At 64.1% G+C, this 13,699-nt stretch carries 14 protein-coding genes and 2 pseudogenes; 7 read left to right on the top strand and 9 right to left on the bottom strand.

Translation table 11 applies throughout. From position 1 onward, the window contains the following. Positions 1-99 precede the first annotated feature (99 nt). The gene (locus ACFLEY_RS34305) at positions 100-1,830 is read right to left on the bottom strand and encodes a cation:proton antiporter (protein ID WP_060910913.1); all 1,731 of its coding nucleotides are present in this window, start codon (positions 1,828-1,830) and stop codon (positions 100-102) included. Positions 1,831-1,897: 67 nt separating this feature from the next. On the opposite strand from ACFLEY_RS34305, the gene ACFLEY_RS34310 reads away from it, so the two are divergent. Both ACFLEY_RS34310 and ACFLEY_RS34315 read left to right on the top strand, forming a co-directional pair. Further along, positions 1,898-2,425 (top strand): DUF3124 domain-containing protein, encoded by a 528-nt coding sequence (locus ACFLEY_RS34310; protein WP_211434175.1) that lies wholly within the window; start codon positions 1,898-1,900, stop codon positions 2,423-2,425. Positions 2,426-2,513: 88 nt separating this feature from the next. Next, positions 2,514-3,746, top strand: a complete 1,233-nt coding sequence (locus tag ACFLEY_RS34315; protein ID WP_011085398.1) for a PLP-dependent aminotransferase family protein — start codon at positions 2,514-2,516, stop codon at positions 3,744-3,746. A 7-nt stretch (positions 3,747-3,753) separates the two neighbouring features. Here the strand turns inward: ACFLEY_RS34315 and ACFLEY_RS34320 are convergent, their stop codons facing one another. Further along, positions 3,754-4,026, bottom strand: coding sequence for a helix-turn-helix domain-containing protein (locus tag ACFLEY_RS34320; RefSeq protein ID WP_028175357.1), 273 nt, complete (start codon positions 4,024-4,026; stop codon positions 3,754-3,756). A gap of 158 nt (positions 4,027-4,184) precedes the next feature. On the opposite strand from ACFLEY_RS34320, the gene ACFLEY_RS34325 reads away from it, so the two are divergent. Then, the gene (locus ACFLEY_RS34325) at positions 4,185-4,637 is read left to right on the top strand and encodes a hypothetical protein (protein ID WP_060910911.1); all 453 of its coding nucleotides are present in this window, start codon (positions 4,185-4,187) and stop codon (positions 4,635-4,637) included. 95 nt (positions 4,638-4,732) lie between these two features. Further along, positions 4,733-4,954 carry a hypothetical protein gene (locus ACFLEY_RS34330; RefSeq protein WP_028175359.1) on the top strand — a complete coding sequence of 74 codons (222 nt, stop codon included), beginning with the start codon at positions 4,733-4,735 and terminating at the stop codon, positions 4,952-4,954. A 66-nt stretch (positions 4,955-5,020) separates the two neighbouring features. On the opposite strand, the pseudogene ACFLEY_RS34335 reads toward ACFLEY_RS34330, so the two are convergent. The 4 genes and pseudogenes from ACFLEY_RS34335 to ACFLEY_RS34350 all read right to left on the bottom strand — a co-directional run bounded on the left by ACFLEY_RS34335 (position 5,021) and on the right by ACFLEY_RS34350 (position 9,525). Next, positions 5,021-5,832 (bottom strand): annotated as a pseudogene (locus ACFLEY_RS34335) (aldo/keto reductase). A 289-nt stretch (positions 5,833-6,121) separates the two neighbouring features. Then, positions 6,122-7,680 (bottom strand): annotated as a pseudogene (locus ACFLEY_RS34340) (alkaline phosphatase D family protein). Positions 7,681-7,993: 313 nt separating this feature from the next. Beyond that, positions 7,994-8,413, bottom strand: coding sequence for a hypothetical protein (locus ACFLEY_RS34345; protein WP_011085393.1), 420 nt, complete (start codon positions 8,411-8,413; stop codon positions 7,994-7,996). A gap of 110 nt (positions 8,414-8,523) precedes the next feature. Continuing rightward, positions 8,524-9,525, bottom strand: coding sequence for a nitronate monooxygenase family protein (locus tag ACFLEY_RS34350; protein WP_060910909.1), 1,002 nt, complete (start codon positions 9,523-9,525; stop codon positions 8,524-8,526). Positions 9,526-9,688: 163 nt separating this feature from the next. Here ACFLEY_RS34350 and ACFLEY_RS34355 point away from each other — a divergent pair, with 163 nt between their 5' ends. Beyond that, positions 9,689-11,032: an IS1380-like element ISBdi2 family transposase gene (locus tag ACFLEY_RS34355; RefSeq protein WP_060907971.1), complete on the top strand. Its 1,344-nt coding sequence runs from the start codon at positions 9,689-9,691 to the stop codon at positions 11,030-11,032. Positions 11,033-11,221: 189 nt separating this feature from the next. Here ACFLEY_RS34355 and ACFLEY_RS34360 read toward each other — a convergent pair whose 3' ends face one another. After that, entirely contained in the window at positions 11,222-11,959 is a 738-nt protein-coding gene (locus ACFLEY_RS34360; RefSeq protein WP_060910908.1) for an SDR family oxidoreductase, read from the bottom strand. Between the two features lie 161 nt (positions 11,960-12,120). Between ACFLEY_RS34360 and ACFLEY_RS34365 the strand changes: the two genes are divergently transcribed. After that, positions 12,121-12,585, top strand: a complete 465-nt coding sequence (locus ACFLEY_RS34365) for a helix-turn-helix domain-containing protein (protein WP_028175364.1) — start codon at positions 12,121-12,123, stop codon at positions 12,583-12,585. A 123-nt stretch (positions 12,586-12,708) separates the two neighbouring features. Here the strand turns inward: ACFLEY_RS34365 and ACFLEY_RS34370 are convergent, their stop codons facing one another. Continuing rightward, positions 12,709-12,867 carry a hypothetical protein gene (locus tag ACFLEY_RS34370; protein ID WP_165448145.1) on the bottom strand — a complete coding sequence of 53 codons (159 nt, stop codon included), beginning with the start codon at positions 12,865-12,867 and terminating at the stop codon, positions 12,709-12,711. A gap of 21 nt (positions 12,868-12,888) precedes the next feature. Then, entirely contained in the window at positions 12,889-13,260 is a 372-nt protein-coding gene (locus ACFLEY_RS34375; protein WP_396604317.1) for a PRC-barrel domain-containing protein, read from the bottom strand. A gap of 135 nt (positions 13,261-13,395) precedes the next feature. Between ACFLEY_RS34375 and ACFLEY_RS34380 the strand changes: the two genes are divergently transcribed. Then, positions 13,396-13,623 carry a hypothetical protein gene (locus tag ACFLEY_RS34380; protein ID WP_027546226.1) on the top strand — a complete coding sequence of 76 codons (228 nt, stop codon included), beginning with the start codon at positions 13,396-13,398 and terminating at the stop codon, positions 13,621-13,623. Positions 13,624-13,699 lie beyond the last annotated feature (76 nt).

Here is a 13,699-nt window from a genome sequence, read left to right on the forward strand (position 1 = left end):
ATATGCCAGATGGCCGTCAGGGCGGCGGGTCTCAGGCTTGCACCGAAGATACCAGGGATATAGGCGCACAAACCCCGGAAGGAAGACGGCCGGACGCCGTCAGGGCAGCACCTCTCTCCGCTCGCCGAGCCGCAGGTCGAGCTCGGCGCGCTTATCCGCGAGCAGGCCGGCCTGGGCGGCCTCGATCACGGTAAACAGCTCGTGGGCGTCGCTGAGTCGGGTCACGGTGACGTAACTGGCACCGGCCTCGTAGAGCTCGCCGACATCCGACAAAAGATCGGCCGTAGCCACGATCATGGCGGTCGGGTTGAGGGTGCGGACGTGGCGGACCAGCTTCTCGTTGCTGGCGCCCTTGAGAAGCGCATCCGGCACGCTGAGGATGATCATCTCGGACTTGCCGACGCCGGCATGGAGCAGCGTGTCCGCGCTGCTGATGTCGCCATAGATCACGTGCAGGCCGCGTGAAAGCAGGGTCTGGTACACATTGGGGTTGAAATCGACCACCGTGATCTGCTCGAGCAACACCGGCGCCTGCCGTTCGATCTCGGCCAGCAGCGCGCTCGCCGCGCGGAAAAAGCCCAGGATGACGATGCGGCGAGCCTCGCCATGGCCGCCCTCGTGGCCCTCCTCGGCATGGCCGTTGCCGTGATCGAGATCGCGCAGGCCGATCCGCTTCAACGGGCCGATCGCCCAGCGGGCGATCTCGTCGCTGCGCGTCATCACGAAGGTCGAGAGCACGGCCAGCACCACGAAGGCGAAGGAGGCCGCGTTCGCCGTCTCGGCTGCGATGTGGTTGTCGGTGACGCCGGTCTGGATCACGACCAGCGAGAACTCGGAGATCTGCGCGAGGTTCAGGGCCGGCAACAGGCTGGCACGCAGCCCCTGCTTCATCAGGTAGAGCGGCGTGAAGGTCGTGACGAGCCGGCTCACCACCGTGAACGCCGCGATCATCAAGGCAAGCCCGATCACGGAGAGGCCGGGCACGGGAATGGTCATGCCGAGCGCGACGAAGAACAGCGTGATGAAGAAGTCGCGCAGCGTGGTGACCTTGGCGGTGACGTCGAGCGCATAGGGAAAGGTCGAGAGCGAGACGCCGGCGATCAGGGCGCCCATCTCGCGCGACAGCGACAGCCGCTCCGCGGTCTCGGCCACGAGGAAGCACCAGGCGAGCGCGCCGAGCAGGATCAGTTCGGGCCGGCGGGCGATCTGGTGGAACAGGCGCGGCAGCACATAGCGGCTGACCAGCAGCGCGGCGGCGACCAGCACCGCGACGCGGCCGATCGAGAGCAGGATGACGCTCACTTGCAGATTGGCAAGACTCGGCTGCACCGCCAGGAACAGGATGGCGAAGATGTCCTGGAGCACCAGCACGCCGAGCGTGATGCGGCCGGGCAGCGTGTCGAGCTCGCGCTTCTCGTAGAGCACCTTGACGATGATGACGGTGCTCGACAGCGCGCAGGCGATACAGAGATAGACCGCATCGAAATGCCCGCCGCCGAGCGACAGGCCGATGCCGGCGAAAAACAGGACCCCGAGCAGGCAGCCGCCGAGCAGCTGGCCGCCCGCCGCGAACAGGATCACCTTTCCCGCCCGCACGATCTTCTTCAGGTCGATCTCCAGCCCGATCATGAACAGCATGAAGATCAGGCCGAGCTCGGAGATGACGCTGATCGATTCCTGCGATTTGACCCAGCCGGCGCCGAATGGACCTATGCAGAAGCCGGCGATAAGGTAGGCCAGGATCAGAGGTTGCCGGGAGAAATGGGCGAGCAGGCCCAGCATCCAGGCAAACAGGATACAGAGAGTGATGTCGCGAATAAGCTCATGCATGCGAAATTGGTCCGTTTTGCCGCACCCTAGAGACAGGTTGCGCCGCGGCAAGCGAGCAATTCGTCACATGCGGATCGTGCTCTGGCTGATAGCCGTGCTAGCTCCGTTCGCGTTCGCCTTGCCGGCCGCGGCGCAATCCAAGGTCAATATCGAACAAAACTTTGCCGATTCGCTCACTGTGCTGCCGAAGGAGCAACTCGCCGTCGCCGGCGGGTTCTATGTGCCGGCCTATTCCAGCGTCGCGATGAGCCAGGGCAAGCTGCGCGTCGACTTCTCGGTGACCTTGAGCGTTCACAACGCCTCCGAGAGCCAGCCGCCGGTGGTCAACCGCATCGCCTATTTCGACACCGCAGGCAAACAGGTCGAGAGCTATCTGAAAGCGCCGGTGGCCTTGAAGCCCCTCGCCACCGTCTCGATCTTCATTCCGACCGATGACGTGCGCGGCGGGACCGGAGCCAATTTCATCGTCGACTGGGCGGCAACGGGCGAGATCGCCGAGCCGGTGGTCGAGGCCTTGATGGTTGGCGGCGTCGCCAATGCGCATTACGCTTTCATCAGCCAGGGCCGTCCGACCCGGACGGCCACAAAGAAGTAGAGACCGACCGACCCGGACGGTCAGCAAGACGTAAAGCAGGTCGGCGCAAAGCCGGCCGCTCAACAAGAACAAAACGAGGAACGCTCCCATGACGTCCAGCTTCGATTTCGCGCCCCTGTTTCCCGCAGGGCTGCCGGCCCCTTCCGCGCGCTGGACGGGCCTTGCCAAATACAGCTTTGTCGGCGGCAACAATGATTCCGAGCAGGTGCCGCTGGATGAGCTGATCGAGGCGGCCAACCTCGCCCTGCAACGCGAGGGCCGATCGCTCGCCACTTACGGTCTGGCGCACGGGCCGCAAGGCTACCTGCCGCTGCGCGAATTCCTCGTAACAAAACTGAAGCGCGATGCCGGCATCAACTGCACGGTCGACGATCTCCTGATCGTCTCGGGCTCGCTCCAGGCGCTCGACCTCGTCAACAATACGCTGCTCGCCCGCGGCGATACCGTGATCTTCGAGCAGGACAGCTATCAGGGCTCGCTGAACCGTCTGGCACGGCTCGGCGTCAACGTAGCAGGCATTCCGCTCGATGCGGACGGCATGCGCATGGACGTGCTGGCCACGACGCTGGCCGACTTGAAGAGCCGCGGCATCCGCCCAAAATACATCTACACTATCCCGACTGTGCAGAACCCGACCGGCAGCATCATGCCGGAGAGCCGCCGCGCCGAGCTGGTGCGGCTCGCGGCCGAGTATGGGGTGCCGATCTTCGAGGATGACTGCTATGCCGATCTCGTCTGGTCGGGACAGCGGCCGCCGGCGATTTATGCGATGAGCCCGAACGGCGGCGTGATCCACATCGGTTCGTTCTCGAAATCGATCGCGCCGGCGCTGCGCGTCGGCTTCATCGTCGCGCCCTGGGATGTGATGTCGCGGATGCTGTCGCTGAAGACGGATGCCGGCTCCGGTGCGCTGGAGCAGATGGTGCTGGCGGCCTATTGCAAGCCGCATTTCGCAAGCCACGTGCCGGCCCTGACGAAGACGCTGCGCACCAAGCTCGATACGCTGATGGAAGCCCTCAATGAGCAGTTCGGAACGGCGGCGGAGTTCGAGGAGCCCAAGGGCGGCATCTTCCTGTGGGTGAAGCTGCCCGACCAGGTCGATACGCTGAAGCTCTATCAGGCCGCGCTTGCCGCCGGTGTCTCGATCAATCCGGGGCCGGAATGGTCCACCAGCAAGAGCCATTCCAGCTCACGCCTTAGGCTGTGCTTTGCCAGCCCGACGCATCAGCAGATCCGCGAGGGCGTCGCTGTGCTGGCCGAGGTCTGCCGCAAGGAGTTCGGCGTGCCGGCCCGCAGCGCCAATGTGGAGAAGCGGGCTTAACGCCTCGTCAAGCCGCCTGGGGCTGGCTGCCGTGGATCGCGGAGGCCAGCCGCAGCAACAGGACGATCGAGACGTTGCCCTTGCCGGCCTCGATCTGGGCGATATAGCGCTCGGAAATCCCGGAGCGGCGGGCCAGCTCCCGGCGCGAGAGGTCGCAGCGCGTGCGCGAGGACTTCAAGCGGTCGCCCAGCTCGGCCAGAAACGCGGTCTCCGAATAAGGCGGCACGGCACAGCTCCCCGGCAGCACTTCGCCCGCAAAATCCATGACTTGATTCAGCATTGGTCTATCCACGTTCGCCTTCGGGAGCAGCCATCCTACCCCCGATACGGCCGGCCTCATTGACGCGGATCAAATTCGCGAGCGATCGGCGGCTGCCGTGGACGACCGCGGGCGGGATGCTACACTTTGGAATTCTTCGAGGTGGGGCCTTTCAGGACATGACGCGTTGGTTGAGCCGCTGGACCACGGCGGCGGTGGTGTGGGTCGCGTTCACGTCCACGGCCGGTGCCGAGACGCTTGCGGCGACGGTCGAACAATGGGGCCTGCTCGGCTCATGGGCGGTCGATTGCGCGGCCCGGCCCGACCGCGACAGGGGGGCGCTCCTGACTTACGAGATCCAGAAGGACGGCCGGGTGATGTACCGGCGCAATTTCGGCGAGGCCAAGGACGAGAACGAAGTCGTGTCCGCCACGGTCAACGCCGAGGGCCTGCTCAATGTGATGGTGTACTTTCCATCGCTGCATCAGACCCGCGAGTTCGGGCTGCTGCTGGCCAAGGACGGCAGCCTGCGCGCGATCTACAATCGCAGCGAGCGCGGCGCATATACGATCAGGGACGGCAAATACGTCGCCACGGGCGCGCCGCCCCCTGCGCAGCAACGCTGCGATTGAGCATCTGAACATCCGTTCAGAATTCTCTGCCAGTTCCTCCGGAACGTTCGCGCGAATGCGCGGTTCTCATGTGCATTGAGTTGGAGGAGGACATCATGAAGAAGCTTGGTTATGTGGTTGCTGCTCTCGGCGCGCTCGCGATCATTGCACCGACGATGGCGAGTGCCGAAACGGTGGTGATCAGGAACGGCCACCATGGCTACGGTTACGGTGCCCGCGCCGAAATGCGCGAGCATCGTGATCATGGCTGGCATCGCGGCTGGCACCATCGCGATCGTGTCGTCGTGGTCAAGCGCAGCCATCACCACTGGGACTAACGCGCAACGCAACATCGAAATGGCCCCTCGCGGGGCCATTTCTTTGCGTTCGCGACGTTCTTATGGTCAGTCCCACGCCGGCGCAAAGCCGGGATTGACGCAACGCCTGTCCTTCGGTAGCGCGGCGATCTTGTTGCGGTCGGCATCGTCGAGCGTGATCTTCAGCGCATCGAGATTGGCCTGCTGGCTCTCGCGGCGCGAGGCCTTCGGGATCGCCGCAACGCCGCCCTGGTCGAGCAGCCATTTCAGCGCAACCTGTGCAGCGGTCGCGTTGTGCCTGGCGCCGATCTCCGCCAGCACCGGATCGGAGGCAACGCGTCCTGCGGGCAATAGGCGACCAGCGGGATCGACCTGGCAGTGAGATAGGCCAGCACCTTCGATTGATCGAGCATCGCGTGATACTCGATCTGATTGCAGGCGATCGGCGCCTTGATGTCCTCGACCGCGATCTTGAGCAGCGCCGTGGTGAAATTGGCAACGCCAATCGCCCGCGCGCGTCCCTCCTCCTTCAGCTTCATCAAGGTCTCGAACACCGCGCCCCAGTTCGCGGACCTGGACGGCCAGTGCACGAGATAGAGATCGACATGGTCGAGCCGGAGCTTCTTCAGGCTGGCGTCGAAGGCCCGCCGGATCGCATCCGGCGCCAAATTCTCGTGCCAGACCTTCGTGGTGACGTGCAACTCGCCGCGCGGCAGCCGGGCCGCGGCGAGCGCGGCACCGATGGGTTCTTCGTTGGCGTACATTTCAGCCGTGTCGATGTGGCGGTAGCCGATCGACAGCGCGCTCTCGACCGCGGCGCGGCAGGCATCGCCCTGCATGCGAAAGGTGCCGAGGCCGAGCTTGGGCATGCTGATGCCCTGTGTCTTCAGATTGTCCATAAAACAGGCTCCTGACGTATTTCAGCCCGCGAGATGCCCGCGGTGAGGCCGCGGGGACAGACGCTTCGTTGATGGAAACGTGTGGCGGGAGCGGTCAGTGTAGCGCGGGAGACGCGGAGCGGCCAATCAAGATCGGGTTAGCGTCGGCGCACTGAGTGCCTCCCCAACGTCATGACCGGGCTTGCCCCGGTCATCCACGACTTGCCCCTTGGCACGCAGAACGTGGATGCCCGAGACATCTAGCGCGAAGACGCGCTTCGCGCTCCTGCCCGGGCATGACGAACCGGCCTCACGAATGCTGCGCGACCACGGTCGGGCGCGCCTGCGACTGCGGCACGATGTCGACCGACCAGAGGTCGCGGTTGTCGACGTCCTTTAGCGTCACGGTCATCACGCCGCTCGTGCCATCGATGTCGACGCGGCCGAAGAACTGCAATCCGAAGCAGGGCGCGAGGTTCTCGCCCTGCGCTTCGCTGCATCCGTTCTGGTACATCGCGACCGGACCAAAAGTGTCGTCGAGCTCGCCCGGGCCCCAGGTGCCGGCATGCAGCGGGCCGGAGACGAACTCCCAGAACGGTTCGAAGTCCTGGAATTGCGCCCTGTTGGGATCGTAGTAGTGCGCGGCGGTGTAGTGCATGTCGGCGGTGAGCCAGACGACGTTGCGCACGCCGGCGCGCCTGATGGAGCCGAGCAGATCGGCGATCTCGTGCTCGCGTCTATCAGGCGGCCCATTGCCGAGCGCGACCGCATCGAGACTGATCAGGCCGATCGGCAGGTCGGCGGCGATCACCTTCCAGGTCGCGCGCGAGGCGGCCAGCTCCCGCTTCAGCCAGGCCAGCTGCTCGGCGCCGAGTATCCAGCCGCGATGATCGCTGCCCTTGTTCCAGGTGTCATCCCGAAAACTGCGCATGTCGATCATGAAGACGTCGAGCAGCGGACCGTAAGCGATCTTGCGATAGACCCGCCCCTGCCGTGCGCCGATGACGGCATGAAGTCGAAGAAGGCGCGGCGGGCGCGCGCGACCAGGCGCGGCGTGCCGTCGTCCTCATAACCGGCCTCGTCATAGCTGCCGGACGGTGACCAGTCGTTGGTGACCTCGTGATCGTCCCACTGCGCAAACATCGGCACATTCGCGTGGAAATCGCGAAAATGCTCGTCGAGATGGTTGTATTTGTAGTTGCCGCGAAACTGCGCCAGCGTGTGCGCGACCTCCGATTTTTCCTCCGTGACGATGTTGCGCCAGGTCTCGCCGCTCGGCAGCTTCTGTTCGGATGGAATCGTGCAGTCGGCGTAGATATGGTCACCGGAGTGAATGAAGAAGTCAGGGCGGTTGTCGAGCATGGTGCGATAGCTGCGATAGCCGCCGCGCGAGAGGTCGATCCCCCAGCCCTGCCCCGCGGTGTCGCCGGACCACAGGAACGAGATCGATTGCCCTGCGGCCGGCGCAGTGCGGAAATGGCCGACGCGGCTTTCGCCGGCGATGCCGGTCGCGATGTCATCGAAGCGGACGTGATAGAAGATGTCCTGCCCCGGCGGCAGATCGCTCAGCAGCAGCTTCGAGGTGAAGTCGGCGTCCGGCCGCGTGTCGCCGGAGGCCGCGGCAACAATGGTCTTGAAACTCTCGACGGTCGAGCATTCCACCTGCATGCGCGCGGCCCGATCGGCGCGCGCCCAGATCACGGCGGAGCCGTCCGAGACGTCGCCGGACTGGATGCCGCCGGCGATCCGCGGGCGGTCGGCGGCACGGCTGATGGATGGCTTTGCGAGCGCGGCCAAGGCGAGGCCGGAGGTGGAGCGGACCAGGAATTGCCGCCGGGTCCATGCGCGCGGGGCGCGGAGCGTTGCCATTCAGGAGACCTTCGTCGAATCGCGACGGAAGGTGCCTGCGCTCCTTGACTCCTACCCTTACGGTTTCTTGACTCCGCGCCGACGGTTTTGCGACGCGGGGATGACGGGTGAGATGCAGCCCCGAGCGCGGTGCGCTCCCTCGCCCCGTTCTTACGGGGTCGGGACGAGCTTTGCTCGCCTTGAGAGGGTTGGGGTGAGGGGCCTCTCTCCACAGGTGAGATCATCGATAGACCTGTACTCCCTCACCCGGATTGCTTCGCAATCCGACCTCTCCCCGCAAGCGGGGCGAGGTGAAGAAGGCGCGTCGTCGCGGCTAACGCTGCCAGTTGCAGATGCCGCCGGAGCGGCAAGGCCAGGTCTGGATGCGGGTATCCCTCGCCTGCGCATCCAACGGATTGCCGCGGCGATGCGCGAGCTTGGTCCGGGCCGCACCACGCGGCTGCGCGGCCTTGACGTGCGCGACCTTCGGTTCGGCCACATGCACGCGTTCGGCGGCGACCTTTTTCGGCACGTCCACCGGCTCGGCGCGGGCCTGCGCCTCGTTGCCGCCGCGGGCCTCTAACGCGACCGGTGCGAACCGCGTCTCCGGCCCGAGCCGCTTCGGCGACAACACCGCCTTGGACAGATCGAGACCGAAATATTCATCGGGCTTGTAGTCATCAGCGCGCGATGCGCCGCCCCATGCGAGCACGAGGGCAACGGCAACAGCAAAATGAACGCTCTTCAGGACCACGGACGCCTCCTGAAATTGATTTATTAAAGGGGTAATTTACCCCTATTTAGGAAGCCTCGCGCGCAATTCCAGCGGTCAAGTCCCACCGTGGTTAAGAAGTTCGGCGGTGTTCAGGCGACCTTTCGTGTCGCACCCGTCCCGTCCAGGAACCCCATCAGGCGGCCGCGGATGATGGTTTCCGCCTCACTCATGATGCGATCGACGAGTTCCTTGCAGGAGGGGATGTCGTGGATGAGGCCTGCGACCATGCCGCAGCTCCAGGCGCCCGCATCCATCTGCCCGTCCAGCATGATCCTGGGATAGACGCCCGCGACCTGGTCGTGGATGTCGTCGATGGTGAGCTTGTCGCCCTTCTCGCGCTCGATCTCGAGCAGACGATCGACATTGGCGTTCTTCAGGACGCGTTCGGTGTTGCGCAAGCTCCGCATGATCAGACGGGTGTCGAGCTCGGTGGCGGCGACCAGCGAGTTCTTCACGTTCTGATGCACCGGCGCTTCCTTGGTCGCGATGAAGCGCGTGCCCATGTTCATGCCGGCCGCGCCCAGCGACAGCGCCGCGACGAGGCTGCGCCCGTCAGCCATGCCGCCGGAGGCAACGAACGGGATCTTCAATTCCTCTGCCGCGCGCGGCAGCAGGATCATGTTCGGAATGTCGTCCTCGCCGGGATGGCCGCCGCACTCAAAGCCGTCGACGCTGACGGCATCGCAGCCGATCCGCTCGGCCTTCAGCGAATGGCGAACTGACGTGCATTTATGGATCACCTTGATGCCAGCCGCCTTAAGTGCCGGCATATACTGTTCCGGGCTGCGACCCGCAGTCTCCACCGCCTTGACGCCGCCTTCGACAATGGCCGCGATGTATTCCGGATAAGGCGGTGCCGAGAAGGCCGGCAGAAACGTGAGGTTCACGCCGAACGGCTTGTCGGTCATGTCGCGGCAGCGCGCGATCTCTTTCGCCAGCAGCTCCGGTGTCTTCTGCGTGAGGCCGGTGATGATGCCGAGCCCGCCGGCATTCGAGACGGCGGCAGCCAGCTCGGCAAAGCCGACGAAATGCATGCCGCCCTGGATGATGGGGTGCTCGATGCCGAACAGTTCGGTGATCGCGGTCTTCACGTAGGCTTCCTCCCGGATTTCGGTTTGCTTGGGATCAGTCTAGCCCGTCTTATTCGTAAGAGTGCGCCTGAGGGCTGGCGAGCGTGGTGTAAAGCGCTGATGCGGCGTAGGATTCGGTTGCGAAGCCACCCCATCACCTTCAACCGCGAACGCCACGCCCGCCATGACCGATGATACGATTCTGCCCTTCTCGTTTCCAGCCATTCACGCCAAGAAAGTCACAGCTGCCTTCGATGGTGGGCGCCTAACCTCGAACGGGGGCGTGATGCTTCTGGCGATGGCCGAGCGGCGTCTCGGCTTGGCCGACAATCTGGCCCGGGTGTTCCCGGATCGGCGCGATCCGACGCGGGTCGTGCACAGCCTTGTCGATATGTTCCGCGCGCGCATGTTCGCGATCTGCTGCGGCTACGAGGACGCCGACGACCTCGATCATCTGCGGTCCGATCCCGCATTCAAGCTGGCCTGCGGACGGCTGCCGGACACGGGCCGCGATCTGTGTTCCCAGCCGACGCTGTCGCGGCTGGAGAATGCTCCGCGCCTGCGCGACGTGATCCGACTGACCTACATTTTGGTCGACGCATGGATGGATAGCTACCCGCGCGAGCCGGCATCCGTCACGCTCGACATCGATGATACCTGCGATGTCGTCCACGGCCATCAGCAGCTCTCGCTGTTCAACGCTCATTATGACGAACGCTGCTTCCTGCCGATCCACGTCTACGACACGGAGAAGAGCCGTCCCGTGGCGGTCGTGCTGAGGCCCGGCAAGACGCCGGGCGGCGTCGAGGTGCGTGCCCTTCTGCGCCGCCTGGTACGGCATATCCGGACGCGGTGGCACAACACGCGAATTACGTTCCGTGGCGACGGGCACTATGCCCGGCCGGAGGCCATGGCGTGGTGCGAGACCAACGGCATCGACTACATCTTCGGTCTGTCCGGCACCAAGCCTCTCGCCAGAAAAGTCGACGAGGTCGCCGACGACATCCGCACCCGACGCGCCATCGAGAACCTGCCGGTTCTGCGTGGCTATACCGAGACGCGCCACAAGGCAAAGTCCTGGGATCGCGAACGGCGCACCGTCGCCCGTATTGAGGCGACGATGCTCGGCCTCGACATCCGTTTCGTCGTCACCAGCCTCGATGTCGGCTCGGCCGAGTGGATCTACGACAGCCTGTATTGCGCGCGCGGCCAAGCAGAGAATCTGATCAAGCTGCATAAGACACAGCTCGCCTCCGACCGCACCAGCTGCCGTTCGGCGCTCGCCAACCAGGTCCGTCTCGTGCTCCATACGGCCGCTTATTGGCTGATGCTGACCGTGCGCGAGGCCATTCCCAAAGTCCGGGAATTGGCCGCTGCCGAGTTCGCGACGCTGCGTCTTCGGCTCTTGAAGCTCGCCGCCCGTGTGGTCGAGACCTCGAGCCGCATTCGCCTTGCGTTTGCCGCGGCATGTCCCGAAGCCGACCTGATCTGCGGCTTGCCCGGCGCGCTGCTGCCGCTCGGTCCTTGACCGGCGGGGCGTCCGCCCCCGTTCGCCCAACCCATCCCTCAAGCGCGTTGCAAAGTACCGGTCGTCAGGCGGCGAAAAGCCGAAGGCAATCCTGTGCGCCTCGTCAGACAAGATGTGCGGCCGCATCAATCGGGCCCAAAAGCCGCACTCTCACGAATAGGACGGGCTAGCCGCAGTCTCGTGCCGCGGTCACCATTTCTCTCCGAAGGGCCGGATCTCCATCTCGAATGTCCAAGCGCTCTTCGGCTGCTGGTAGAGCTGCCAATAGGAATCGGCCACGGCCGACGGCGGCATCAGCAGGTCGGGATTGTCCAGCGCGTTCGGGCCGAGCGCTTCGAGCCGGCGCAGCCGCACCCACTCGGTGTCAACACCGGAATCGATGATGAGATGGGCGACGTGGATGTTCTTCGGCCCAAGCTCGCGCGCCATCGCCTGCGCCACCGCACGCAGACCAAACTTTGCGCTGGCGAACGCGGCAAAGCCGCTGCCGCCACGCAAGGAGGCCGTTGCGCCAGTGAAGAAGATCTTGCCGCCGCCGCGCGGAAGCATCAGCCGCGCAGCTTCCCGGCCTGCCAGGAAGCCGGAATAGCAGGCCATCTCCCAGACTTTACGGAACACGCGCTCGGTGGTGTCGAGTATCGGGAAATTGACGTTGGCGCCGACGTTGAAGATGCAAACTTCCAGCGGTGCGTGCTTGTCGGCGTCATCGAGGAAGGAGATGACCTCTTCCTCCTTGCGCGCATCGAGCGAGCGCGCGTGGATTTCGCCACCGGCCGCCTCGATGTCCTTCACCAGCGGCGCGAGCTTGTCGCCGTTGCGGCGGCCGGCGAAGATCGAAAAACCTTCGGCGGCGAATTTCTTCGCGATTTCGGAGCCGATGAAATCGCCGGCCCCGATCACGGCAGCTGTCGCGTTTCGCTTGGACAAGGTCGCCTCCTCCGGTGCGGATATGTTTGAAGCAAAGGCTATAGTTCTAAAATAGAACTGTCAAATTGCGAGGCAGAATGCTAGCCTAATGTGCAAATTGCACTGATCATTCAAGTCAGTTCCTTTTTCTGACTTACTACGCCTGCGTCGGAGACCGTATCATGAAGTGGGACACGCTGGACGAAGAGTCCTGCTCGCTCTCCCGCACCGTCGCCGTGGTCGGCGACCGCTGGACGCTTCTGATCCTGCGCGAATGCTTTTTGCGCGTGCGCCGGTTCGAGGGATTTCAGTCCTCGCTCCAGATCACACGGCACCTGCTCTCGGAGCGGCTGAAGAAGCTGGTCCGCTTCGGCATCCTGCGCCGCGTCCCCTATTCCGAGGCGCCCAAGCGCTACGAATACATCCTGACGCAGAAGGGCCTCGACCTCTACCCGATCATCATGGCGATGGTGCATTGGGGCGACACCCACATGGGCGACGAGCGCGGTCGCCCGATGCTGCATGAGCACAAAACTTGCGGCAAGCTGTTCGACCCGGTGATGGTGTGCTCGGAGTGCGGCGAGGTGCTGCATGCAAAGCAGGTGCATGTGCATGCGGGGCCCGGGCGGAGGGAAACGGTGGGCTGAGCGGCGCTGGCGCGCGCAGCACTGCCGCCGTGAGATCATCGGCACGGTTGACGATCACGGGCGAAAGCGCGGTGCGATGCCGCGCGCTTCATTCGTGATACTTTCAGCCTCGGCGCACCTTGGTCAGTGCGTCTTGGTGGTTTGCCATTTTTCCAGATCCGGCTTCGCCTCGCCCGATCGCTGCTCCTTCTCCGGATTTCCCTTCCAGGGCTTGTCCGTCTGGGCGTGCGATCCCCAATCGTTCTGATGACGAGGATCGTCGGTCGGCTTTTCCTTGCTCATCGGATCTCCTCTGGTGCGGGCCTACGCGAAGGGAACGCCATAGTAGGAGTTGATGCCGCGCACCGCAGCATCGTCACTCCAGTTCCAATCGCTCTGCTCACCATATTTCGGCGCGCCTTGCAGCTCCTTGGCTGTAATCCCGGTCACGTAGCCACCGAGATCGGTGTCGTACTTCAGGGACTGCCACGGCAAGGGATAGTGGTCATTGCCGACGCCCAAAAATCCACCGAAGCCGAGCACCGCGGACACCTTGCCACTGATCTTGTCGATCATCACCCGCTCGATCGAACCGATCTTGTTGCGATCCGCGCCATAGACCGACGTTCCCTCGACCCTGTCGCTGCCGATCAACCGGCCCATTTCGCTGCGGTCCAGTTCGCGTTGATTCAACATCTCATTTCTCCACTCAGCCAGTGCGTGGACCAACCGGTTCCGGTTGTGATCGTTCCAAATTGGGGTCGGTTCGGCGACTCATCAGGAACATCGCCGGAAACGAGCGGTTCTCTGAGTCTCTAAAGGAAATGAACCATGAGCGACTTTCGCGACATCCAGCACGGCGTCAACGATCCCGTCGATGGGCTCGATGTGAAGCGGCACATCAACTCCACCCAGACACCGCATGAGCGTGCGCAGCACCATGCCGACGTACGGTCAGCGCCGTCGGCCTCGCCGGAAGAACCGTTCCTGCCGGAGCGATTGCGGCGCAAGCCGACCGACCCCATCAATCCGCGTACCGGCCGCAATCCGGCCGACTAGCCGGGCTGCTGCGGCAATGGACGCTGGCGAAACCGATCCACAAGCGCAGGATGCGGGCACGGCAATGACCGAATAC

The sequence above is a fragment of the Bradyrhizobium sp. YCK136 genome (genome assembly GCF_044570075.1).
GTDB classification, from domain to species: domain Bacteria; phylum Pseudomonadota; class Alphaproteobacteria; order Rhizobiales; family Xanthobacteraceae; genus Bradyrhizobium; species Bradyrhizobium diazoefficiens.

Excerpts from the sequence above, each read along its gene's own strand:
- ACFLEY_RS34305 (WP_060910913.1), bottom strand. The coding sequence starts at position 1,830 with ATGCATGAGCTTATTCGCGACATCACTCTCTGTATCCTGTTTGCCTGG.
- ACFLEY_RS34310 (WP_211434175.1), top strand. The coding sequence starts at position 1,898 with ATGCGGATCGTGCTCTGGCTGATAGCCGTGCTAGCTCCGTTCGCGTTC.
- ACFLEY_RS34315 (WP_011085398.1), top strand. The coding sequence starts at position 2,514 with ATGACGTCCAGCTTCGATTTCGCGCCCCTGTTTCCCGCAGGGCTGCCG.
- ACFLEY_RS34320 (WP_028175357.1), bottom strand. The coding sequence starts at position 4,026 with ATGCTGAATCAAGTCATGGATTTTGCGGGCGAAGTGCTGCCGGGGAGC.
- ACFLEY_RS34325 (WP_060910911.1), top strand. The coding sequence starts at position 4,185 with ATGACGCGTTGGTTGAGCCGCTGGACCACGGCGGCGGTGGTGTGGGTC.
- ACFLEY_RS34330 (WP_028175359.1), top strand. The coding sequence starts at position 4,733 with ATGAAGAAGCTTGGTTATGTGGTTGCTGCTCTCGGCGCGCTCGCGATC.
- ACFLEY_RS34355 (WP_060907971.1), top strand. The coding sequence starts at position 9,689 with ATGACCGATGATACGATTCTGCCCTTCTCGTTTCCAGCCATTCACGCC.
- ACFLEY_RS34365 (WP_028175364.1), top strand. The coding sequence starts at position 12,121 with ATGAAGTGGGACACGCTGGACGAAGAGTCCTGCTCGCTCTCCCGCACC.
- ACFLEY_RS34370 (WP_165448145.1), bottom strand. The coding sequence starts at position 12,867 with ATGAGCAAGGAAAAGCCGACCGACGATCCTCGTCATCAGAACGATTGG.
- ACFLEY_RS34375 (WP_396604317.1), bottom strand. The coding sequence starts at position 13,260 with ATGTTGAATCAACGCGAACTGGACCGCAGCGAAATGGGCCGGTTGATC.
- ACFLEY_RS34380 (WP_027546226.1), top strand. The coding sequence starts at position 13,396 with ATGAGCGACTTTCGCGACATCCAGCACGGCGTCAACGATCCCGTCGAT.